The sequence below is a fragment of the Bradyrhizobium sp. ORS 278 genome, assembly GCF_000026145.1.
Classification (GTDB): domain Bacteria; phylum Pseudomonadota; class Alphaproteobacteria; order Rhizobiales; family Xanthobacteraceae; genus Bradyrhizobium.
Genome location: NC_009445.1, coordinates 7,173,411 through 7,195,401 on the forward strand (window position 1 = coordinate 7,173,411; position 21,991 = coordinate 7,195,401).

General features: G+C 66.6%; 18 protein-coding genes. 10 read left to right on the forward strand and 8 right to left on the reverse strand.

Annotation, left to right across the window (positions count from 1 at the left end; translation table 11 throughout):
- Positions 1 to 37: 37 nt before the first annotated feature.
- A complete protein-coding gene (locus tag BRADO_RS32065) occupies positions 38 to 676 on the forward strand; it encodes an HAD-IA family hydrolase (RefSeq protein ID WP_012030357.1) in 639 nt (212 codons plus the stop codon).
- Positions 677 to 725: 49 nt separating this feature from the next.
- On the opposite strand, the gene mtnA is transcribed toward BRADO_RS32065, so the two are convergent.
- The 3 genes from mtnA to BRADO_RS32080 all read right to left on the reverse strand — a co-directional run bounded on the left by mtnA (position 726) and on the right by BRADO_RS32080 (position 3,085).
- Positions 726 to 1,832 (reverse strand): S-methyl-5-thioribose-1-phosphate isomerase, encoded by a 1,107-nt coding sequence (gene mtnA, locus BRADO_RS32070; RefSeq protein WP_012030358.1) that lies wholly within the window; start codon positions 1,830 to 1,832, stop codon positions 726 to 728.
- A 13-nt stretch (positions 1,833 to 1,845) separates the two neighbouring features.
- Positions 1,846 to 2,721, reverse strand: a complete 876-nt coding sequence (locus tag BRADO_RS32075; protein ID WP_012030359.1) for an S-methyl-5'-thioadenosine phosphorylase — start codon at positions 2,719 to 2,721, stop codon at positions 1,846 to 1,848.
- Positions 2,722 to 2,812: 91 nt separating this feature from the next.
- Positions 2,813 to 3,085, reverse strand: a complete 273-nt coding sequence (locus BRADO_RS32080) for a phosphopantetheine-binding protein (protein ID WP_012030360.1) — start codon at positions 3,083 to 3,085, stop codon at positions 2,813 to 2,815.
- 335 nt (positions 3,086 to 3,420) lie between these two features.
- Between BRADO_RS32080 and BRADO_RS32085 the strand changes: the two genes are divergently transcribed.
- Genes BRADO_RS32085 through BRADO_RS32095 form a run of 3 tightly spaced genes read left to right on the forward strand, consistent with a single transcriptional unit; the run spans position 3,421 to position 6,556 of the window.
- Positions 3,421 to 4,644: an acyl-CoA dehydrogenase family protein gene (locus tag BRADO_RS32085; protein WP_041757215.1), complete on the forward strand. Its 1,224-nt coding sequence runs from the start codon at positions 3,421 to 3,423 to the stop codon at positions 4,642 to 4,644.
- Between the two features lie 40 nt (positions 4,645 to 4,684).
- Positions 4,685 to 5,647 (forward strand): amino acid--[acyl-carrier-protein] ligase, encoded by a 963-nt coding sequence (locus BRADO_RS32090; RefSeq protein ID WP_012030362.1) that lies wholly within the window; start codon positions 4,685 to 4,687, stop codon positions 5,645 to 5,647.
- A gap of 27 nt (positions 5,648 to 5,674) precedes the next feature.
- Positions 5,675 to 6,556 (forward strand): hypothetical protein, encoded by an 882-nt coding sequence (locus tag BRADO_RS32095; RefSeq protein WP_012030363.1) that lies wholly within the window; start codon positions 5,675 to 5,677, stop codon positions 6,554 to 6,556.
- A 1-nt stretch (position 6,557) separates the two neighbouring features.
- On the opposite strand, the gene BRADO_RS32100 is transcribed toward BRADO_RS32095, so the two are convergent.
- Positions 6,558 to 7,445 (reverse strand): branched-chain amino acid aminotransferase, encoded by an 888-nt coding sequence (locus BRADO_RS32100; RefSeq protein ID WP_041757216.1) that lies wholly within the window; start codon positions 7,443 to 7,445, stop codon positions 6,558 to 6,560.
- Positions 7,446 to 7,585: 140 nt separating this feature from the next.
- Between BRADO_RS32100 and BRADO_RS32105 the strand changes: the two genes are divergently transcribed.
- The 3 genes from BRADO_RS32105 to BRADO_RS32115 all read left to right on the forward strand — a co-directional run bounded on the left by BRADO_RS32105 (position 7,586) and on the right by BRADO_RS32115 (position 10,983).
- Positions 7,586 to 8,545: an alpha/beta hydrolase gene (locus tag BRADO_RS32105; protein WP_012030365.1), complete on the forward strand. Its 960-nt coding sequence runs from the start codon at positions 7,586 to 7,588 to the stop codon at positions 8,543 to 8,545.
- Between the two features lie 149 nt (positions 8,546 to 8,694).
- Positions 8,695 to 9,993 (forward strand): O-acetylhomoserine aminocarboxypropyltransferase/cysteine synthase family protein, encoded by a 1,299-nt coding sequence (locus BRADO_RS32110; protein ID WP_012030366.1) that lies wholly within the window; start codon positions 8,695 to 8,697, stop codon positions 9,991 to 9,993.
- A 12-nt stretch (positions 9,994 to 10,005) separates the two neighbouring features.
- The gene (locus tag BRADO_RS32115; RefSeq protein WP_012030367.1) at positions 10,006 to 10,983 is read left to right on the forward strand and encodes a homoserine O-succinyltransferase; all 978 of its coding nucleotides are present in this window, start codon (positions 10,006 to 10,008) and stop codon (positions 10,981 to 10,983) included.
- A gap of 12 nt (positions 10,984 to 10,995) precedes the next feature.
- Here BRADO_RS32115 and putA read toward each other — a convergent pair whose 3' ends face one another.
- Positions 10,996 to 14,091 (reverse strand): bifunctional proline dehydrogenase/L-glutamate gamma-semialdehyde dehydrogenase PutA, encoded by a 3,096-nt coding sequence (gene putA, locus BRADO_RS32120; RefSeq protein WP_012030368.1) that lies wholly within the window; start codon positions 14,089 to 14,091, stop codon positions 10,996 to 10,998.
- 108 nt (positions 14,092 to 14,199) lie between these two features.
- Between putA and BRADO_RS32125 the strand changes: the two genes are divergently transcribed.
- Positions 14,200 to 15,441, forward strand: coding sequence for a DUF763 domain-containing protein (locus BRADO_RS32125; protein ID WP_012030369.1), 1,242 nt, complete (start codon positions 14,200 to 14,202; stop codon positions 15,439 to 15,441).
- 4 nt (positions 15,442 to 15,445) lie between these two features.
- Complete coding sequence (locus BRADO_RS32130) at positions 15,446 to 15,907, forward strand: NUDIX domain-containing protein (protein ID WP_012030370.1); 462 nt, start codon at positions 15,446 to 15,448, stop codon at positions 15,905 to 15,907.
- 24 nt (positions 15,908 to 15,931) lie between these two features.
- Here the strand turns inward: BRADO_RS32130 and BRADO_RS32135 are convergent, their stop codons facing one another.
- The gene (locus BRADO_RS32135) at positions 15,932 to 17,629 is read right to left on the reverse strand and encodes a methyl-accepting chemotaxis protein (protein ID WP_012030371.1); all 1,698 of its coding nucleotides are present in this window, start codon (positions 17,627 to 17,629) and stop codon (positions 15,932 to 15,934) included.
- Positions 17,630 to 18,418: 789 nt separating this feature from the next.
- Positions 18,419 to 19,630: an MFS transporter gene (locus tag BRADO_RS32140; protein WP_012030372.1), complete on the reverse strand. Its 1,212-nt coding sequence runs from the start codon at positions 19,628 to 19,630 to the stop codon at positions 18,419 to 18,421.
- Positions 19,631 to 19,839: 209 nt separating this feature from the next.
- On the opposite strand from BRADO_RS32140, the gene BRADO_RS32145 reads away from it, so the two are divergent.
- Complete coding sequence (locus BRADO_RS32145) at positions 19,840 to 20,898, forward strand: SDR family NAD(P)-dependent oxidoreductase (protein WP_012030373.1); 1,059 nt, start codon at positions 19,840 to 19,842, stop codon at positions 20,896 to 20,898.
- A 14-nt stretch (positions 20,899 to 20,912) separates the two neighbouring features.
- Here the strand turns inward: BRADO_RS32145 and BRADO_RS32150 are convergent, their stop codons facing one another.
- Complete coding sequence (locus tag BRADO_RS32150) at positions 20,913 to 21,686, reverse strand: EAL domain-containing protein (RefSeq protein WP_041757911.1); 774 nt, start codon at positions 21,684 to 21,686, stop codon at positions 20,913 to 20,915.
- Positions 21,687 to 21,991 lie beyond the last annotated feature (305 nt).

Below are 21,991 nucleotides of genomic sequence, written 5' to 3' on the forward strand. Positions count from 1 at the left end.
TTAGCGATGGCGATCGGATCGGACGGGGGACATGACGGTGATGGTCGAGGCGGTGATCTTTGATTTCGGCGGCGTGATGACGACATCGCCGTTCGAGGCCTTCGCGCGCTTCGAAAGAGAGCGCGGCTATCCGGTCGACATCATCCGCAACACCAACGCCACCAACCATCTCGAGAACGCATGGGCCAAGTTCGAGCGCGCGGAGATCGATCTCGACACGTTCGACCGTCTGTTCGCTGAGGAGTCGCTGGCGCTCGGCGGCGCTGCCGTCAGCGGGCGCGAGGTGCTGCCGCTGCTCGCGGGTGACCTGCGCCCCGACATGGTCGAGGCGCTCCGCCGCATCAAGTCCGAATGCAAGACCGGCTGCATCACCAACAATCTGCCGGCAAACGCGATCGGCAGCCAGGGCGGCCGCTCATTCTACGTCGCCGAGGTGATGGCGCTGTTCGACCACGTGATCGAATCGGCCAAGATCGGTCTGCGTAAACCGGACCCGCGAATCTACCAGATGATGACCGAAGCGCTCGGCGTCAGCCCGGCGGACTGCGTCTATCTCGACGATCTCGGCGTCAATTTGAAGCCGGCGCGCGAGATGGGCATGACCACGATCAAGGTCGTCAGCGCGTCACAGGTGATCACCGAACTCGAGGCCGCGACGGGGCTGAAGCTGACATAGTCGCCTCGCGAACGCGAGCGGCCGGCGCGTCGATCCTAATGACGATGATCTAATCGTTCGTGGGCTTCGCCCGTTCCGGAAACGCCGCCGCAAGCGCGGCGCCGTCCGCCTGCAACACGCCGCGCTCCGTGATCAGTCCCGTCACCAGCCGCGCCGGCGTGACGTCGAAGCCGTAGTTCGCGACCTGCGAGCCCGGCGGCACGATGCGCACGGTCTCGATGCGGCCATCGGCGGTGCGGCCAGTCATCTCCGTGACCTCCTGCGCGCTGCGCTGCTCGATCGGGATCTGCCGGCCCTCGGCGACGGCGAAGTCGATCGTCGGCGACGGCAGCGCGACGTAGAACGGCACGCCATTATCGTGGGCCGCCAACGCCTTGAGATAGGTGCCGATCTTGTTGCAGACGTCGCCATTGGCGGCGACGCGGTCGGTGCCGACGATGGCGAGATCGACCATGCCATGCTGCATCAGATGGCCGCCGGTATTGTCCGGGATCACGGTGTGCGCCACGCCGTGATGGCCGAGCTCCCAGGCGGTCAGCGAGGCGCCCTGGTTGCGCGGCCGCGTCTCGTCGACCCAGACATGGACCGGAATGCCGCGATCGTGAGCGAGATAGATCGGCGCGGTGGCCGTGCCCCAATCGACGGTCGCGAGCCAGCCGGCATTGCAATGCGTCAGCACGTTCACGACCTCGCCCGGCGTCTTGCGCGCGGCCGCCGCTTCGATCAGCGCGAGACCATGTGCGGCGATGCCCTGGTTGATCGTGACGTCCTCGCCGGCGATGTCCACCGCGCGCGAATACGCCGCATCCCGCCGCTCCGACGGCGCGAGGCGGCGCAGCATCGTGGCCATCGTATCGAGCGCCCATTTCAGATTGATCGCGGTCGGCCGTGTCGCGATCAGCATCTCATAGGCGCGCTCGATGCCGGGATCGGAGCGGTCGTCGCGCATCGCCAGCGCCATGCCGAACGCCGCAGTAGCGCCGATCAGCGGCGCGCCGCGCACCAGCATGTGGCGGATGGCATCCGCCGCCTCCTCGCAGGTGGTGATCTGCGCGACCACGAACTCGTGCGGCAGCCGCCGCTGATCGATCGCACAGACCGTCCAGCCGTCGGCATCGAGCCATATGCTGCGATAATGCTTGCCGTCCACCTTCATCGTCGATCTCCCGTCAGCCGCGCAGAAGGCGGCCAGCGACCGCATCGAGCTTCTTGAGGAGTTCGGGATCGCGCGCCTCAGGCGCCGTGATCAACGCGGTGTCGAGCGCGCGGTCGGAGCCGATCGGACACGGCTCGTGTTCACGCGGAAACTCACGGGCGAGCCGCGCGACCAGCGATTTGGCTTTGTCGGCATTGGTGGTGAGCACGCGGATGATGTCCTGCACCGTCACGGCGTCATGGTCCGGATGCCAGCAGTCGAAGTCGGTCACCATCGCGACGGTCGCATAGCAGATCTCAGCCTCGCGGGCGAGCTTGGCCTCGGGCATGTTGGTCATGCCGATGACCGAATAGCCGGCCGCCTTGTAGGTCATACTCTCGGCATAGGTCGAGAACTGCGGACCCTCCATGCAGACATAGGTCCCGCCGCGCGCGACCGCGATGCCTTCCGCCTCCGCCGCCGCGGCGAGATGGATACGCAGCCGCGGCGACACCGGATGCGCCATCGACACATGCGCGACGCAGCCTTTGCCGAAGAACGAGCTCTCGCGCTTGTAGGTGCGATCGACGAACTGGTCGACCAGCACGAAGGTGCCAGGCGGCAGCTCCTCCTTGAACGAGCCGCAGGCGGACAGTGACACGAGGTCGGTGACCCCCGCCCGCTTCAGCACATCGATATTGGCGCGATAGTTGATGTCCGACGGCGACAGCCGGTGTCCCTTGTCGTGACGCGGCAGAAACACGATCGGCAGGCCCGCGATGGTTCCGCGCCGCAGCGGCGCCGACGGCTCGCCCCACGGGCTCGCGATCGCCTCCTCGTGTGCGTCTTCCAACCCCGGCAGATCATAGATGCCTGATCCGCCGATAATGCCAAGCACAGCCTTCGTCATGACGTCCCCGTCTCCATCGGAGTCGAGAATGCCAGTTTTGAACTGCGTTGAAAACCGGGATGCGGGCGGCGCGCGGGATGCCTGTCGGGGTTCAGGCCGCCTTTGCAGCCGCCAGTTGTCCGGCCACGAGACGCTCGAGGGTCGCCACCGACTGGAAGTTTTCCGGCGTGATCAGCTCCTGCGGAATCGTGAAATCGAACTCCGCCTCGACCGCCAGCATCAGATTGACCATGTCCATCGACGTCAGGCCGACATCGACGAGCTTCGCCTCGCTCGTGACCTCGGCGGAGATCGAATTCTGCACGAGGATGTCACGCACCAGCGACGTGACCCGCTTGCTAATATCGGCTTCGAAACTCGACATGTCCAACTCTCTTGCTCGCATCGGCGCGATGATCCACCGACGTGCATCGGCCGCTCGGATTGGGGAGACGTAACGCATTCCGCCGCCGAAAAGGTTACGCGGCGCATGCCTGAGCTTGGTGAATTCGCTTTAACGATAACGCGATGACGACAATCCTGCTGATCGGAACAACTCGGAATTAACCCCTGCCCCGGGATTCCACGGCGTTTACCCTGAATTCCGTCGACGCATTTGAATCAAATCCATACCCTGCGTTGTGGTGCAGGCATCGATGCGCGCGGCGACATGCGCGTGGCGATCTCTCGACAAGACAACATCCGGAGCACAGATCGGTCATGACACTCCAGGGAACCGCGCTTCGCACCCATTCCGCCGATCGGGAGAGCCTGTTGCTCGATCGCAACTCGTTGTTTGTCCAGCGTACCAACGCGGTCGTCGCCCAGGCTGCAGCCGAGGCAGACGAGGTCGACCGCATCGGCCGCTTCCCGAAGGCCGCGATCGACGCGGCCCGCGAGCACAAGCTGCTCGGCATGCAGATCCCCGTCGAATTCGGCGGCTTCAGCGCCTCGATCCAGGACGTTGCCGACGTCTGCTACGCGCTCGGTCGCGCCTGCGCCTCCAGCGCCATGATCTTCGCCATGCACCAGACCAAGGTAGCTTGCCTCGTGCGCCATGGCCGCGGCAATGCCTATATGGAATCGCTGATGCGCCGCATCGCCGCCGAGCAGTTGCTGATGGCCTCCTCGACGACCGAAGGACAGAATGGCGGCAACATTCGCGCCAGCGCCGCGGCCGTCGGCCACGACGGCGATCGCATCAGCCTGCTGCGCGACGCAACCGTGATTTCCTACGGCGCCGAGGCAGACGGCCTCGTCACCATCGCCCGCCGCGCCGACGGCGCCGCCGCCTCCGACCAGGTCCTGCTGGCCCTGACCAAGGACGACTACACTCTCACCCGCACGCTCGGATGGGAGACGCTGGGCATGCGCGGCACCTGCTCGACCGGCTTCGAGCTCAAGGTGGACTGCCCGTCCGATCGGATGTTCCCTGAGGCCTATGACCGCATCCATGCCCAGACCATGACCCCGTTCGCGCACCTCTGCTGGTCATCCGCCTGGGCCGGCATCGCCGCCGCAGCGGTACAGCGATCGCAACGGTTTCTCCGCAAGGCCGCCCGCGGCGCGGGCGGACAGATGCCGCCAGCCGCGGCGCATTACGCAGCGGCGAAGATGGCGCTGGCGCGGCTGCGCGCAATGATCGTCACCACCATGGATGCGTTCGCGGCACACGAATATGACGAGCGGGCGCTCTCCTCCCTGGACTTCCAGTCGACGATCACCCTCCTCAAGGTTCAGGCTTCCGAGCTCGCGGTCGAGACCGTGATGCATGCGATGCGCGCCTGCGGCCTGTCCGGCTATCGCAATGATGGCGAGTTCTCGATCGGCCGTCATCTGCGCGACGTGCTGTCGGCGCCGATCATGATCAACAACGACCGCATCCTGACCAACATCGCGACCGCCAATCTGATGAGTGCGGTGCCCGCCTCGCTCTATGAATGATCTACCCGTAGCAGGCTTTGCTCCGACCAGGATTTGATGAATGACCATTCCCGTTCTGCCGATGTCGCCCGAGATTGCCCCTCAGCCGGTCGACCCCCTCGATCATCTCACCGATGCGCTGTTCCACCGAATGGGCGCGGACGGCGTCTATGCCCGCACCGGGCTGTATGAAAGCGTCATCGAGCAGCTTGCCGCGCTGATCACGCACCATCGCGAGCCCGGCACCGAAGTGATGCGTTTCCCGCCGGTCATGAGCCGGGCGCAGCTGGAAAAGTCCGGCTATCTGAAGAGTTTTCCCAATCTGCTCGGCTGCGTCTGCGGACTGCACGGCACCGAGCGCGACATTCACGACGCCGTCGCGCGTTTCGACAAAGGCGGCGACTGGACGACATCATTGTCGCCGGCCGATCTCGTGCTGTCGCCGGCCGCCTGCTATCCGGTCTATCCGATCGCCGCCAGCCGCGGCGCGCTGCCGGTCGGCGGCCTGCGCTTCGACGTTGCCGCCGACTGCTTCCGGCGCGAGCCGTCGCGGCATCTCGATCGGCTGCAGTCTTTCCGGATGCGCGAATATGTCTGCATCGGCACGCCCGACGACGTCTCGGCCTTCCGCGACCGCTGGATGACCAAGGCGCAGGCGATCGCAAGAGATCTCGGCCTGTCGTTCCGGGTCGATCACGCCAGCGATCCGTTCTTCGGCCGGGTCGGCCAGATGAAGGCCGTCAGCCAGAAGCAGCAGTCGCTGAAGTTTGAGCTGCTGGTACCGCTGCGCTCCGAGGAGCAGCCAACGGCCTGCATGAGCTTCAACTATCACCGCGAGCATTTCGGCACCACCTGGGGCATCGCCGACGCCGATGCCGCGCCGGCGCATACCGGCTGCGTCGCCTTTGGGATGGACCGCCTTGCCGTCGCGCTGTTCCACACCCATGGCATCGACCTCGCGCGCTGGCCATCGCATGTCCGCGAGGCGCTGCGGCTGGAGCGCCAGCCCGACACCGTCGGCTGACGCTTCCGGAGTTTTTCAGGACACCTCATGACCGCGCTCAAGCCGCTGATCCGGTGCCGCGAGATTGGAGACTCCGATCTGGATGCGGTCGCCGATCTGCTTGCGCGCGGCTTTCCCCGGCGACCGCGGCGCTACTGGTCCGACGGCCTGCACCGCCAGACAACGCGAGCGGCGCCCGACGGCTATCCTCGCTACGGCTATCTGCTCGAGAATGACGGCCGACCCGTCGGCGTGCTGCTGCTGATCTACAGCGATCGCGGTAGCGCGTCCGAGCCACAGATCTGGTGCAACCTGTCGAGCTGGTATGTCGAGCCGACGTTTCGCAACTACGCGACCATGCTCACGCGCATCGCGCAGCGCCTGCCCGAGGTGACCTACGTCAACATCAGCGCCGCGCGCCAGACCTGGCCGATCATCGAGGCACAGGGCTTTCGCGCCTATTGCAAGGGCCTGTTCTTCTCCGTGCCGACGTTGTCGTTCGCCGGTATGAGAGCTCGCATCGATCCGATCACAGCGGATGCGGCACCTCCGGATGGAATTCCGTCCGACCAGGCCGACCTCCTCATCCGCCATGCGCGCTACGGCTGCCTCAGCGTCGTGGTGAGATCGAAGCACGAAGCGGTTCCTCTCGTGCTGCAGCAGGTTCGCATCCGGCAGGGACGTTTTGCACTTCCTGCGATGCAGCTGGTCTATTGCCGCAACATATCCGACTACATCGCCTGCGCTGCGGCGATCGGCCGCTATCTGCTGCCTCGCGGGTACATGTCCGTCCTCATCGATGCCAACGGCCCCGTGGCCGGGCTCATCGGCGTCTACACTGAGCGCCGCGGCCGGAAGTACATCAAGGGACCGCAACCGCCACGGCTCGGCGATCTCAGCGATACCGAGCTTCCGCTCTATGGCCCCTGACCTAAGCGGCGGCCCTGACCGCATGCGCATAGTTCCAGTACAATCGCCGCGCACGGCTGAACACCGGGCCGATCGGCAGGATCCTGTCGTCAATGCGAATGACCGGCGCGACCTTGGCGAAGTTCCCCGATGAGAATATCTCGTCGGCACTCAGAAAATCCTCGTAGCGCAGCGTTGTCTCGACCAAGCTGACGCCGTCGCCGCGCAGCAGCTCGATCACGCGCTGGCGGGTGATGCCGTTGAGGAAGGTGCCATTCGGCACCGGCGTGAACACGACGCCGTCCTTGACCATGAATACGTTGGCGTTGCCGAACTCGGCGACATTGCCGAGCAGATCCAGCATCAGGCAATTGTTGAAGCCGCGCGAGGCCGCTTCGATCAACGCGCGCGAATTGTTCGGATAGAGACACGCCGCCTTGGCATCGACCGGCGCGCATTCGGCAGTCGGCCGCCGGAACGGCGACAGCGTGATCGCATTGCCGGTCGGCTGCGGCATCGGCGCCTCGTAGATGCACAGGCACCAATTGGTCGTCTCGGGATCGAACAGCACGCCGCCGCCTGCGCCGTGCTGCGCCCAGTACATCGGGCGGATGTAGAGCTCCGCATTGGCGCCGAACCGCGCGATGCCCTCGTGGGCCAGCCCGATCCAGGTCGCCACGTCGACCACCGGCTTGAGCCGGAAATTGAGCGCCGATTGATTGACCCGGGCGCAGTGACGGTCGAGGTCGGGTGCCACCCCTTCGAAGGCGCGCGCGCCGTCGAACACGGTCGATGCCAGCCAGGTCGCATGGGTGCGAACACCCATGATCGGCGCATTGCCCTCGCGCCATTCCCCGTCGAAGAACGTCCAGGTCTGCGAATAGCTGACAGGCTTCACGGTATGGGTCATGGGGGAGCTCCCGTTCGACAGAAATTGATCCTGCCGTTGTGGCGTGGAGATTTTAAGGATCTGCTTGCCGATGCGCTGCTCATGATCGATACACGCTTGGCTAGCACAATGCCGATCGCCTTGGTTAACCTGGAACCCCCATGCCGCTCGACCCTCGTGCCCGGCGATTGCTGTCGATGGTGGCCGCGACCGGCTCGGAAGAGCGGGAGCGCCCGAGCGTAGAGCACCGCCGGCAGTCGCTCGCGAAGCTGATGCAGTTCGCACGCAACGATGTCGGCGTGGTGACGACGCAGGACGCTCACTTGTTCGGGCCCGCGGGTCCGCTGCGCTACCGCCTGTACACGCCGACCGACGAGGCGGTCGAGACCGACGCGCGCCGTTCCGGCTTCGTCTACTTTCATGGTGGCGGGCTCGTCGCGGGAAGCATCGAGACCCATGACCGCCTCGCTGCGGCGCTCGCCGCTGCGAGCAAATGCCGTCTGCTCTCGATCGAATACCGGCTTGCGCCGGAACACACGTTTCCAGCAGCGTTCGACGACGCGGTTGCCGCGGTCCAGTTCGCCGTCGATCACGCGAACGCGCTCGGCCTCGACCGCGACCGGATCGTGGTGGGAGGCGATTCCGCGGGCGCGACACTCGCTGCGGCCGTCTGCCGATATTTCGGCAGCACTGCAAGCTTCAGGATCGCGACGCAGTGCCTGATCTGTCCCGTGCTGGACTTCTCGCGAGCCTGGCCATCGCGGGAGCTGTTCGGAAACGGTTATCTGGTCGATGCAGCCATCTGGCAGGCCGACCTCGCCGACTGCCTTCCAGAAGGAACAGACCTCCGCGATCCGCGGATCTCACCCTTGTGCGGCGCTGACTTTTCCAACCTGCCACCCGCCGTCATCCACACCGCGGAGTTCGATCCGATGCGCGACGAAGGCAACGCCTATGCCGCCAGGCTGAAGCAGGCCGGCGTCCCGGTGGCGCATGTCTGTCACGACGGCATGGTTCACAATTTCCATGCGCTCGGCGCGCTGCTGCCGCAGGCCAAGCCGGCACTCGAGCTGATCGGGCGTCAGATCCAATCGCTGCTGCACGCCAGGGATTTGAGTTAATTCGACGTTTGTCGGCGACATCTCGTTAGGGTTATTTCGTCGTTGTTGTCGCGAATTATGGACCGCTTTACGCCTACACTCCTACAACATCGGTACTCGCGGATGACGTGCAGACCGCTTCGTCGATCGAAGCGGCACGGAGATTGCCGATGCGCAACGAGACGATTGCAATCCACGCCGGCTACGAGCCCGAGGGCACGACCAAGGCCGTTGCGGTCCCGATCTATCAGACCGCCGCCTATGCGTTCGACAGTGCCGACCACGGCGCCGCCCTGTTCAATCTCGAAGTCGAAGGCTACCGTTACAGCCGCATCTCCAATCCCACGACGGCCGTGCTCGAGAAGCGTGTCGCCGAGCTTGAAGGCGGTGTCGGCGCGCTCGCCGTCGGCACCGGCCAGGCCGCGCTGCATTTCGCGTTCGTCAATCTCGCCGATGGCGGCGGCAACATCGTCTCGGTGCCGCAGCTTTATGGCACGACCCACACGTTGCTCGGCCACATTCTGCCGCGCCAGGGCATCACCGGCCGCTTTGCCGAGAGCGACCAGCCCGACGCGATCGAACGCCTGATCGACGCGAACACCAAGGCCGTGTTCGCCGAGACGATCGGCAATCCGGCCGGCAATGTGTGCGACATCGAGGCGCTGGCAAAGGTCGCGCATCGCAATGGCGTGCCGCTGATCGTGGACAACACCGTCGCAACGCCGATCCTGCTGCGGCCGTTCGACTACGGCGCCGACATCGCCGTGCACTCGCTGACCAAATTTCTCGGCGGCCACGGCACCACGCTCGGCGGCATGCTGGTCGACAGCGGCAACTTCCCTTGGAAGGATCACGCCGATCGCTTCCCGGCCTTCAGCCAGCCCGACACCTCCTATCACGGCATGGTCTACACCGACCATTTCGGCCGCAGCGCCTATATCCAGCGGGCCCGCAGCGTTTATCAGCGCACGATGGGCGCGGTGCTGTCGCCGTTCAACGCCTTCCTGCTGCTGCAGGGCATCGAGACGGTGGCGCTGCGCATGGAGCGTCACGTCGAGAACGCGCGCAAGGTCGCCGAATTTCTCCACAGGGATTCGCGCGTCGCGTGGGTCAACTACGCGGGCTTTCCCGACAGTCCGTATTATCCGCTGGTGCAGAAATATCTCGACGGCCGCGCCTCCTCGCTGTTCACGTTCGGGATCAAGGGCGGCCTGGAAGCCGGCAAGGCGTTCTACGACGCACTCAAGCTGATCACGCGGCTGGTCAATATCGGCGATGCCAAGTCGCTCGCCTGCCATCCGGCGTCGACGACGCACCGGCAGATGCCGCCGGAGGACCAGCGCAAGGCCGGCGTGCCGCCGGAAGCCATCCGGCTGTCGATCGGCATCGAGCATATCGACGACATCATCGAAGATCTCGACCAGGCGCTGGCCCTGGCCTGCCCGCGTCAGCTGGACGCGGCGGAGTAGAGCGATCAGCCGATGACCCTGCTGTTCGACGGAGATCGCAGGATCAAGAGCCCTGCTCTCGCGCCCGCCGGCGGCGACCGTCGCGCGCGCGACCCGATCGAGCTGACGATCGGGCTCGTCAACAACATGCCGGACAGCGCGCTGAAGGCAACCGATGTCCAAATCGCACGGCTGCTGCAACAAGCCGCGCCGTGGCACGTTCGCATCCGCCTGCACTGCTTCTCGCTGCCGTCGATTGCACGTTCGCCTATGGCCAGCAGCCACGTTGCCCAGACCTACACCGACATCGACCGGCTCGATGGCCTCGACATCGACGGCCTGATCGTCACCGGCGCCGAGCCGGTCGCGGCAAGACTCCGCGACGAGTCCTATTGGCCGGACCTCGCCGCGATCGTCGACTGGGCCAGGACCAACACGAAGACGACGATCTGGTCCTGCCTCGCCGCGCATGCCGCGGTGCTGCATCTCGACGACATCGAGCGGCAGCGGCTGGCCTCGAAATGCTCCGGCGTCTTCGACTGCGTGAAGGTTCGGGACGACTGGCTGACCCACGGCATCGACGCGCCGCTGCAGGTGCCGCACTCGCGGCTGAACGCCGTCAACGAGCCGCTGCTGGCGGAGCGCGGCTACGACATCCTGACCCGGTCCGCCGAGGTCGGCGTCGACATCTTCGCACGCACGATGCCGAGCCGCTTCGTGTTCTTCCAGGGTCACCCCGAGTATGACGCGCTGTCGCTGCAGCGTGAATACATGCGCGACATCGCACGGTATCTCGCCGGCCAGCGCGAGGACTATCCGCGGCCGCCGAGATCCTATTTCAGCGCCGAGAGCGAGGCGGTGCTGAACACGTTCGAGATCAGGGCCAGGGCACGGCGGGATCCGACGCTGGCGGCCGAACTGCCAGGGCTCACGCTGCGCCCGGATCTTGCGGCCGGTCATGCCGCAAAACTCCTGTTCAGGAACTGGATCGGCTATCTCGCCGATGGCTAACGCCATCGCGAATCATCCTTTCTCGCCCAGCGAGGCCAGCGCAGCATTGCCGCCGGCCGCTGCGGTGTTGACCGTCATCGTCTGCTCGGTGGCGAAGCGTGCGAGGTAGTGAGGACCACCCGCCTTCGGCCCCGTGCCCGACCGCCCGCAACCGCCAAATGGCTGCACGCCGACCACGGCGCCGATCATGTTGCGGTTGATGTAGATGTTGCCGATCGGGAGCTGACCGACGCGGTCGGCGAGCTGGCTGATGCGCGAATGCAGGCCAAAAGTCAGGCCGTAGCCGCTCGCCGCGATCGCCTGCAGCATGCGCTCGAGATCGTCGCCGCGGTAGCGCACCACGTGCAGCACTGGGCCGAACACCTCCTGCTCCAGATCCTCAGGCCGCTGCAGCTCGAAGACATGCGGCGCCACGAAACAGCCGGTGTCCGGCGAAGATCCTGCGTAGTGGACGCGAGCGCTGACCTTCATGCGCGCGATGTGCTGATCGAGTTGCGCCTTGGCCTCCGCGTCGATCACCGGACCAATGTGGGTCGATACATTGCGGGGATCGCCGATCCGCAGCTCACGCGCCGCGCCCACGATCATCGCAATGATGTCGTCGGCGACGTCATCCTGCACGCACAACAACCGCAGCGCCGAGCAGCGCTGGCCCGCCGAACGGAATGCCGAGGTGACGACGTCGTCGGTGACCTGCTCGGCCAGCGCGGTCGAGTCGACCAGCATCGCATTGATACCGCCGGTTTCCGCGATCAGCGGCAGGATCGAGCCGTGGCGGTTGGCCAGCGCGATGTTGATCGCGCGCGCGGTATCATAGGAGCCGGTGAAGACGACACCCGCGATCGCCGGATGATTGACCAGGTGGGCGCCAATGGCGCCATCCCCAGGAACTAGTTGCAGAGCCGAGACCGAAGTGCCGGCCTCATGCAGCAGCCGCACCGTCTCGGCCGCGATCAGCGGCGTCTGCTCGGCAGGCTTGGCGATCACGGCATTGCCGGCCATCAGCGCGGCCACGATCTGGCCAATGAAGATGGCGAGCGGGAAATTCCACGGCGAGATTGCAACGAAGACGCCGCGCGGGCGCAGCCGCAATGCATTCGACTCGCCGGTCGGTCCGGGCAGTCCCAGCTCGGCGCCGAACAATCTTTCACCCTCGGCGGCGTAGTAGCGGCAGAAGTCGACCGCCTCACGGATTTCGGCGATGGCATCGTCGATCGTCTTGCCAGCCTCGACCGCCAGCAGATGGATGAGGCGCGCGCGGCGCTGCTCGATCATGTCAGCCGCGCGCCGCAGCACCTTGGCGCGCTGGGCTGCACTGGTCATGCGCCAGGACGTCAGGCCGACGACGGCGGCGGCAATCGCGCGTTCGGCGACCGCAGCATCGGCTTCGATCACGCTGCCGGCGACCACGCCAGGATCGAACGGACTGGTGAGCCGGCGCGGCATGCCGCCCAGGGTGACCCCGTCAATGATCGGCGCAGCCGTCGCCGGTGAGATGCCAGCTCGCGCGATCTCGGCTTGCAAGGCATTCAGCGAGGCGTGATGCCCGAGCTCGATGCCCTGCGAGTTACGGCGCGTTGGACCGTACAAATCGCGCGGCCGCACAATATGCGGATGACGCGCGGCTTCGGGCCTGCCGATGATCTCGGCCTCGCTCGTCACGAGCTGCTCGATCGGAACATTGGGATCGGCCGCGACCGACACGAACGAGGAATTGGCGCCGTTCTCGAGCAGGCGGCGGACGAGGTAGGCGAGGAGATCGCGGTGCTGGCCGACCGGCGCGTAGGTCCGGCAGGCGATGTCGGGATGCAGCTCCCGCAAGGTCGCGTAGAGCGGGTCGCCCATGCCGTGCAGGCGCTGGAACTCGTAGCCGCCGCTGCCGCCGCCCTGGTGCACGATGTGCGCGACGGTCAGTGCGTTGTGGGTCGCGAATTGCGGAAAGATGCGAGCGCGCTTCGCCAGCAGCTGCCGTGCGCAGGCGAGGTAGTTCAGATCGGTCATCGCCTTGCGTGTGAAGACGGGATAGTCGTCGAGCCCGCGCTCCTGCGCGCGTTTGATCTCGGTGTCCCAATAGGCGCCCTTAACCAGACGGACCATGAAGCGGCGATCATGCGTTGCGGCAAGATCCACAATGAAGGCGATGACCTTCTCGGCGCGCTTCTGATAGGCCTGGATGGCCAGACCAAAGCCGTCCCAGCCGGCCAGCGCGGGATCGGCGACGACCTTCGCGATCACCGCCATCGACAGATCGAGCCGGTCGGCCTCTTCGGCATCGACGGTGAAGTTCAGGTCGTATGACTTGGCCTGCTTGGCGAGATCGATCACCACTGGCACCAGCTCGCGCAGCACACGCTCGCGGCTGATCTCCTCATAGCGCGGATGCAGCGCCGACAGCTTGACGGAGATTCCGGGACGCTCCGGCAAAGCTGCATTGCCCGCGGCCCGTCCGATCGCATCAATGGCCGCCGCATAGGACTGCTTATAGCGCTCGGCGTCGGCTGAGGTGCGGGCGCCTTCGCCGAGCATGTCGAAGGAATAGCGGAACAGCCGGCCGGTGCCGGAATTGGCACGGTCGAGCGCCTGGGCGATCGTCTCACCGAGCACGAAGTGGCTGCCGAGCAGCTTCATCGCCTGCCGCGCCGCGGTGCGCACCGTCGGCAATCCCAGGCGGCGCGCGAGGCCGGCGACCACGCTCTCCGGCGTCTCGCCCGGCGCGATCACGCGGGCGGCGAGGCCGAGCGCCCATGCGGAGGCGGTGACCAGCGGCGTATGCGATTTCACCTCGTGGTGCAGGAAGTCGCTGCGCCCGAGCTTGTCCTCGATCAGCCGGTCCGCCGTGTCGTCGCCAGGCACCCGCAGCAGCGCTTCGGCGAGCACCATCAGAGCGAGACCCTCGTTGGTCGACAGCGAATATTCCTGCAGAAAATCGTCGATCCCGCCGAAGCGCGAAGCCTTGGCGCGGAGGCCCTCGATGAGCCGCCGCGCCAAAGCCTTCACGGCCGGAAGATCGGCGCCGTCCTGGGCGCGCAGCAGACGGTCGGCGATGGCGACGTCGTCCTCGGCATAGACAGGTGAGAAGGCTGTTTCCGCAGGCTGCGCGTGGGTCATCCGGCGTCGTGCTCCGAGAGCGTGCCCGTAGGTAGGTCCCAACTTTGTAACCCATCGCAGCACGTAGTCTGATACATTGGCGCGGCGGTTCCCGAACGCAAGGATTCCATGGCCCGTCGCACCGGCAGCGCCGATCTCCCGCTCCATTCCGGGCGCGTCCCGGCCTGGCTCGGCACGCGCATGTCCGCGCTCGGCGCCATCATCACGCAGGCCATCGTGCACCATTACGGCCGCGACGAATTTTTGGCGCGGCTGTCGCATCCGTTCTGGTTCCAGTCGTTCGGCGCCGTGATGGGCATGGACTGGCATTCCTCGGGCATCACCACCAGCGTGATCGGCGCGCTGAAGCGCGGGCTGAAGCCGCTGTCCGGCGAGCTCGGTATCTATGTCTGCGGCGGCCGCGGCGAGCATTCGCGCAAGACTCCCGACGAACTGCGCCTGCTCAGCGACCGGCTCGGCCTCGACGGCGAGGGTCTGGTGCGCACCAGCAAGCTGGTCGCCAAGGTCGACAGCGCCGCGGTGCAGGACGGCTTCGACCTCTATCTGCATGGCTTCTTCGTCACCGCCGACGGCAAATGGACCGTCGTGCAGCAGGGCATGAATGGCGAGGCGCGCCAGGCCCGGCGCTATCACTGGCATTCGCCCGACATCGCCGACTTCGTCGACGCGCCGCACAGCGCGATCGATGGGCCGGCCCAGGGCGAGATCGTCAATCTCACCGACAAGCGGGCCGCACCGTCGCGGAGCGCGCAGCTCGAGCTGCTGACCGAGCTCGGCCCCGACCGCCTCGTCACCGAGTTCGAGCGGCTGAGCGCGCCGGAACCGGCGCAGGCGCTGCTGCCGCATCTGATCATGCCGGATCATCACGACGTCAGACCAAAGGACGTGTTCGCCCGTCGCCTCCACGGCACGCTCGCCGCCGCGGCCGAGCGCGGGCCGGTCGATTTCCCCGAGCTGCTGCTGACACCGGGCGTCGGCGCCCGCACCGTGCGCTCGCTCGCGATGGTCGCCGAGGTCGTGCATGGCGCGCCGTATCGCTTCACCGATCCGGCGCGTTTCTCGCTGGCGCATGGCGGCAAGGATCGGCATCCCTACCCCGTGCCCATCAAGGTCTATGACGAGACCATCCGCGTGCTCAAATCCGCGGTCGGCAACGCCAAGCTTGGCCGCGACGAGGCCATGGCGGCGCTGAAGCGGCTCGACGACCAGGCGCGGCGGCTGGAGCGCACGGCGACCGGCCCCTCGCTCGACGCCTTCATCGCCACCGAGCGGGCCGCCTCGCCCGAGCTCGACGGCCGTTCGGTGTTCGGCTGGGAGCGCGACCTGATCCAACGCACCGGCGAGGCGTGAGCGCATGCCGGCGCGCAGCGCGGGCGTGCTCGCCTTCCGCCGTCGGGGCGGCGTGCTCGAGGTGCTGCTGGTGCATCCGGGCGGGCCGTTCTGGCGCAACAAGGATCTCGGCGCCTGGTCGATTCCGAAAGGCGAGTTCGGCGCCGGCGAAGCCGCCGAGGCGGTGGCGCGGCGCGAATTCGCCGAGGAGCTCGGCACTGAGCTGACCGCGCCGCTCGTCCCGCTCGGCGAGATCAGGCAGCGCGGCGGCAAGGTGGTCAAGGCGTTTGCCGCCGAGATTGATCTCGATGCCAGCGCGATCACCAGCAACACGTTCGAGCTCGAATGGCCGCCGCGCAGCGGTCGAATGCAGCGCTTTCCGGAAGTCGACCGCGCCGCGTGGCTCGACCTCGCCGAGGCGAGGGCCCGCATCAATCCGGCGCAGGCCGCTCTGCTCGATCGTCTCGTCGACATCGGCGGAGGGTGAGCGATCACCATCCGCCGCGCCGCCTCAGGCCGCGCGGACGTTGCCGAGGAAGCGTCCGGTCTGGCTCTTCAGCTGATCCGACTGGCTGCCGAGTTGAGAGGCCGCGCTCAGCACCTGCGCCGCCGCGGCGCCGACCTGGCCGGAGGCCTCGCGCACGCCGACGATGTGCTGCATGACGCCCTGTGTGCCCTGCGCCGCCTGCTGCACGCTGCGCGCGATCTCCTTGGTCGCGGCGCCCTGCTCCTCGACAGCCGCCGCGATCGCATCGGTGATCTCGTTCATCTGACCGATGGTCGCGCCGATGTCGCGGATCGCGGTCACCGTCGCGCCGGTGGCATCGCGGATCGCCTCGATCTGGCTGGTGATCTCCTCGGTCGCCTTGGCGGTCTGCGCCGACAGCGCCTTGACCTCGTTGGCGACGACCGCAAAACCCTTGCCGGCTTCGCCGGCGCGCGCCGATTCGATCGTGGCGTTGAGCGCCAGCAGGTTGGTCTGACCGGCGATCGTCTGAATCAGCGCCATGACCTCACCGATCTTCTGCGTGGCGTGCACCAGCTTCTCGACCATCGACTCCGTCTTGCTCGCCTGATCCACGGCGTTCTGCGCGATCGACGACGACTGCGTCACCTGCTTGGCGATCTCCTGGATCGACGACGACAACTGCTCGGCCGAGGCCGACACGGTCTGCACGTTCTTGGCGGTCTGCTCGGCGGCCGCGGCCACCTTCGCGCTCTGATCGGTGGTGCCGGAGACGATGCTCGACATCGACTGTGCCGAGGTCTGCAACTCGCCGGCCGCGCTCGCGGTGGTCTGGATGACGCCGCCGATCGAGCGCTCGAACTCGTCGGCGATCCGCGCCAGCACGGTGCGGCGCTCCTCCGCGGCCTGCTGCTTGGATTGCTCCTGCTCGGCCCTCATACGCTCGCTCTCGGCCAGATGATCCTTGAAGATCTGCAGGCTGCGCGCCATCCGGCCGATCTCGTTGCGGCGGTCGGTGAACGGTACCTCGAAATTGAGATTGCCGCGGGTCAGCTCGTCCATGACGGTGCAGGTCCGATCCAAGGGCGCAACGATGCCGCGGCCGAGCCAGAACGCAATGATGCCGGCCACGATCAGGCCCGCGAGGCCGCCCATGCCGGCCCACAGCGCGCGCTGATAGACCACCGCATCGATGTCGTCGACATAGACGCCGGCCTGGATCGCCAGCATCTTGTCGCCACTGCCATAGGCGCCGACATAGGACATCTTCGGCAGCTCGTCGGTTCCGCCCGCGCGCGGCACCTTGTATTCGACGAAGCCGCCGCCGGCGCGCGCCGCGCGTACGATGTCCTGGATCAGGAGCTTGCCGGTCGAATCCCTGTAGTCCCAGCGATTGACGTTGATGTATTTCGGGTTGGCGTGGACGTAGGTCACGCCGGCATCCGACGCGCTGGTTCCGTAGATGCCGAGATAGTCCGAATACGGCCCCCAGCGCATCGCGCCGATCGCGGCGAAGGCCTGCTGCCGGGCCTGCTCCGCCGGAACCTTTCCGGCCGTCGCCGCGGCGTCATAGTAGTTCAGCACCTTGACGGCGGAGTCGACGAGGTTGCGGACCATGGTCTGCCGCTCCTCGATGACCGTTCCACGCAGCATCACGATCTGCATGGCGGAGACGGCGAACAGTGCGATCGACATCACGGCGATGATCGCCGCGAGGCGCTGATAGACGGTCAGGTGTCGCATTTCTGATTCTCATTGCACGGACTATGTGCACGATACCAAGCTCACATTAATGGTTTGCTATCCGTGCACCGCATAGACGAACTAATTAGTCCCGCGCGGGCGCCGATCCGATCGCGCGAAACCAAGCACAAGCACAACCCGCACAAAGTTCACATCGTGTGGTGGACTTGACACACCGGCGTGTCAGTCGCCGGAACTCAGCACAGGACTTTCATAGCCCACGGTTCCGCGTCGCCGCGACGCATGGAGCGCCCGAGCTTTGTGCAATCAAGCCCTCCGGATCGAGGGCGCAGGGAAGACCAGGCCTCGGCTGATTCCTGCGGCCCCCGTGCGACAAGAAATGCACGGGGCAGGAACCACAGGTTCAGCCGGATTGACCCGGCCTTCCCTGCGCAATGGTTTACGGCTTATACGCGTTCTCCTCGGTGCACCGGCTTGTTGGCCACCGTGCGCAACAGCACGCTCCGCGCGCTGCCGCGGGGATACCAGCTTCGGGGTATCAGGACCGCGCGACTTCGCCGTCCGTGCCGCCGCCACTCGTCAGTCGGCGTCAGCACGTCCATCGCATCCCGCCTCAACGCTCCTGACGATGCGCAGCGTCCCTCGTCGATGAAGCGAGACTGGAACAAAGAACAATAGATTCTGGAAAAGAGAAAGAGCAAAGTTTGCGCACCCCCAGGCGGGCGTGCCAAGGCCGTTGATAGATCGGGCAAACTTCGTCGTCCGGCGCCGGGGGATTGCCCCCTTTCGCACGCGCCGGTCGTGTGCGTGGCCTGCCCGACGGGCGACTCAGCCCGCAGAAGACAGCGCCGCAGGCGCCGGCCGGCGCTGCCGCAACAGCAGCAGCATGGCCACGGCGGCGCACGAGCATACCAGGCTCAGCGCCAGCGGCGCGTTGCTGCCGTAGCGGGTCAGGAGCTCGACCAGGATCGGGGCCGACACCGCCGACAGCGCGTTCATCGGCAGGCCGATCTGCGCCGAGGCCCTGGCGAACGCCGCCTTGTCGTAGAACACCAGCGGCATGGTCGCGCGCGCCACGGCGAGCGCGCCGGTCCCGAGACCGTAGATCAGCATGAACAGCGCGATCGCGACATGCGAGCCATGGCTCAGCATCAAGAGCGGCATTGCCGCCGGCAGCGCCAGCCCGGCGACGATCGCGGTGGTGATGCCGTCCCAGCGGCCGCCACCGAGGAAGTCGACGATTCGGGCGCTGATCTGGATGATGCCGAGCATCGAGCCGAAGCCGATCGCCTCGGCCGGCGACAGGCCCTCGGCCTTCAGCAGCTCGATCAGCACGGCGCCCATGCCGAACGCGACGAAGGCGTTGAGGCCGGAGGCACCGACCAGCAGATAGAACGTGCTGCGCGCGGGCGGCGTGGCAGCGACAGGTGCGGCTGCGCCGGAGTCGGGCGGCAGATGATCGTGGACGCGGCGCGGCAGCAGGAACACGAACAGCGGCAGCGACACCAGGAGCAGGAGGCCGGCGTAGACGAGGCAGGTGCTGCGCCAGCCGATATGCGCCGACAGCGCCGAGGTGACCGGCCAGAAGATGCTGCTCGACAGTCCGGTGACAAGCATCAGCGCGCCGATCGCCCGGCCCGCGCGCCGGCCTGCGATCTCATTGAGCACGATGTAGGACGCGGTCGAGAGCGTCGCGCTGCCGGCGATGCCGAGCAGCAGCCAAGCCGCGTAATAAGTGAGCGGCCCCTGCGCGACCGACAGCAGCGCGTAGCCCGGCGCCGCCAGCACCGTGCCGGCGATCATGACGCGGCGGCCGCCCTGCTTGACGAACGGCCGCGCCAGCAGCGGCGAGCACAGCCCCATCGACATATACAGCACCGTCGTGCTGGCGAAGATCGCCGTGAGGTCCATCTCCAGATCCGCCGCCATGGCCCGGCCGATCACCGCCGGCAGGCTGAGCGTGCCCCAGGCGATCAGCTGGGTGACGGCCAGCACGACCAGGACGCGCAGGATGGAGGGATCGGCGATGACGGGCGGCATGCGGCGGACGTGGGCATTGCAGAGAGGGCGCGAGGAACGCGACGCGATGGCTTCTTTTAATGCATTCGCGCCGCGGCAGCCCCGCTGTTTCGGAATTGCCCCCTACCGGTGATGGAGGATCAAGCGCCGCAACGGGCAAGCCGACCCGATTTCTGGAACGGCGGTGCGGGGCGACGGTTGTCAGCGACCGTCTCAAGGAGAGCCGCGCCATGCCCGCCTACAACATCTTCCGCCGCGGCCTCCTCAAGGGTACGGCCGCCGCGACCGCCTTCGCCGTGCTCAACCAGGCATCCGCGCAGACCGGCGCGAACATCAGCCAGGACGGCCGCTCCGACACCGGTGCGCGCGAACTGCACGGCCAGTCGGTGCCGGAGCCGCCGCCGGAGAAGAGTGCCGGGCCGATCCGTCCCGGGCGCGGCTCGGCCCTGACCGGCAAGGTCGCCGTGGTGACCGGCGCGGCGCGCGGCATCGGGCGGTCGATCGCGGTGGAGATGGCGGCCAACGGAGCCGATGTCGTGGCGCTTGATATCGCCGGGCCGGTCTCGACCGCGTCCAACGCGGTGCCGGCCACGCCGGAGGACCTCGCCGAGACGGTGCGCCAGATCATGGCCTATGGCCGGCGCGGCGAAAGCATCCGCGCCGACATCCGCGACATCGCCGCCTTGCGTGCGGCCGCCGATCACGTCGAGCAGACCTACGGCAAGATCGACATCGTCGTCGCCGATGCCGCGATCCAGCGCTGGAAGCCGCTCCTGGAGATGGAGGATGCCGACTGGCGCGACGTGATCGACAACAATCTCAACGGCACCGCGAACACCATCCGCGCCTTCGCACCGAAGATGGTGGCGCGCAAGAGCGGCCGTATCATCGTGCTGTCGTCGATGCAGGGCAAGCACGGTACCAGGGACGCGGCGAGCTATTCGGCGTCGAAATGGGGCATCCTCGGGCTGATGAAATCAGCCGCGCTCGAGCTCGGTCAGCACAACATCACCGTGAACGCGCTGATCCCCGGCCTCGTCGACACCGCGCTGACGCGCTACGACACCAGGCTCAGCGAGGCGATCCGCGAGACCGGCCGCGAGGCGCCGGCGCAGCCGACGCCGCAGCAGGCCTGGGACGCCCGTGCGCCGACGGTTGCGCTCAAGGTCGGCTGGCTGCAGCCGGACGACATCTCGCCGGCCGCGGTGTTCCTCGCGTCCGTTGCGGCGGCGATGGTGACGGGCGCGGAGTATGAGGTGACGGCCGGCGACAGCGCGAAGGATGTCTGAGGACGGCGGACCGATCAGCCGACCGCCCGATCGCGCGCGGGTTCGGCGAGCCAGGCCACCTCGGGCAGCGCCATCAGGGCCGGCTTGGCGAAGAAGTAGCCCTGGAACAGGTTGATGCCGGCCGAGCGGAGCACAGCGAACTCGGCCTCGCTCTCGACACCCTCGGCCAGCACCGCGATGTCGAGTTGCCGCGCCATCGCCGCGACCCCCGCCACGATGACCTGCTTGGCGTAGTCGCGGTGAATGTCGCGCAGCAGCTCCATGTCGATCTTGATCAAATTCGGCTGCAGTCGGGCCAGGAGATTGAGGCCGGCATAGCCGGCGCCGAAATCGTCGAGCGCGGTCCAGAAGCCGAGCTCCTTGTAGCTCTTGACGATGCGCTCGACATGGTCGGGGCTCGCCATGCGCTCGTTCTCGGTGAACTCGAACATCAGGTTTTGCGGCGGGAAGCTGGCGCGCTTCGCCGCCGCGAGCGACTTCTGGATGCAGGCGCGCGGCTCGTAGACCGCGTTGGGCATGAAATTGATCGACAGCCGCGCGCTGGCGTCGGTGAACAGGCGACCGGCGGTCTCGATCGCCAGCACGCGCGCCGACTGGTCGAAGCGGTAGAGCTGCGCCTCGGTCAGCTGCGACAGCACGCTGTGCGCGCCCTCGCCGTTGGGACCGCGCACCAGCGCCTCATAACCCCAGATCCGATGCGCGCCGACATCGACGATCGGCTGAAACGCCATCTTGAACGCAAACGGCAATTCGGTTCCGTCAGCGCAGCCCGCGCAGGCCCCAGCCATCATCGATCTCCCAGGTTACCTCCGGGACACTACGGATGCGATCTTAACAAATACGGAAGGCGGCGGCAGGCGGCATGATAAGGGGTCTCGACGGCTGGCGGAGAGGATGCGCGCGCAGGAGGAAAGGTTCCCTGGAGCCTCGCCTCCTTCGATTCTGATCAAGCCCTCTGATCAAGCCCCATGTCTTTCTTTCGTCGCCCCATCGAGTCGGCGACGGAAGCGCCAGAGGCGAACGACGGGGGCCAAGCTGCCGGCGAACCTGCAAGGCCAGGCGAACATCCTCGCCAAACGTGGCCCATCACGCG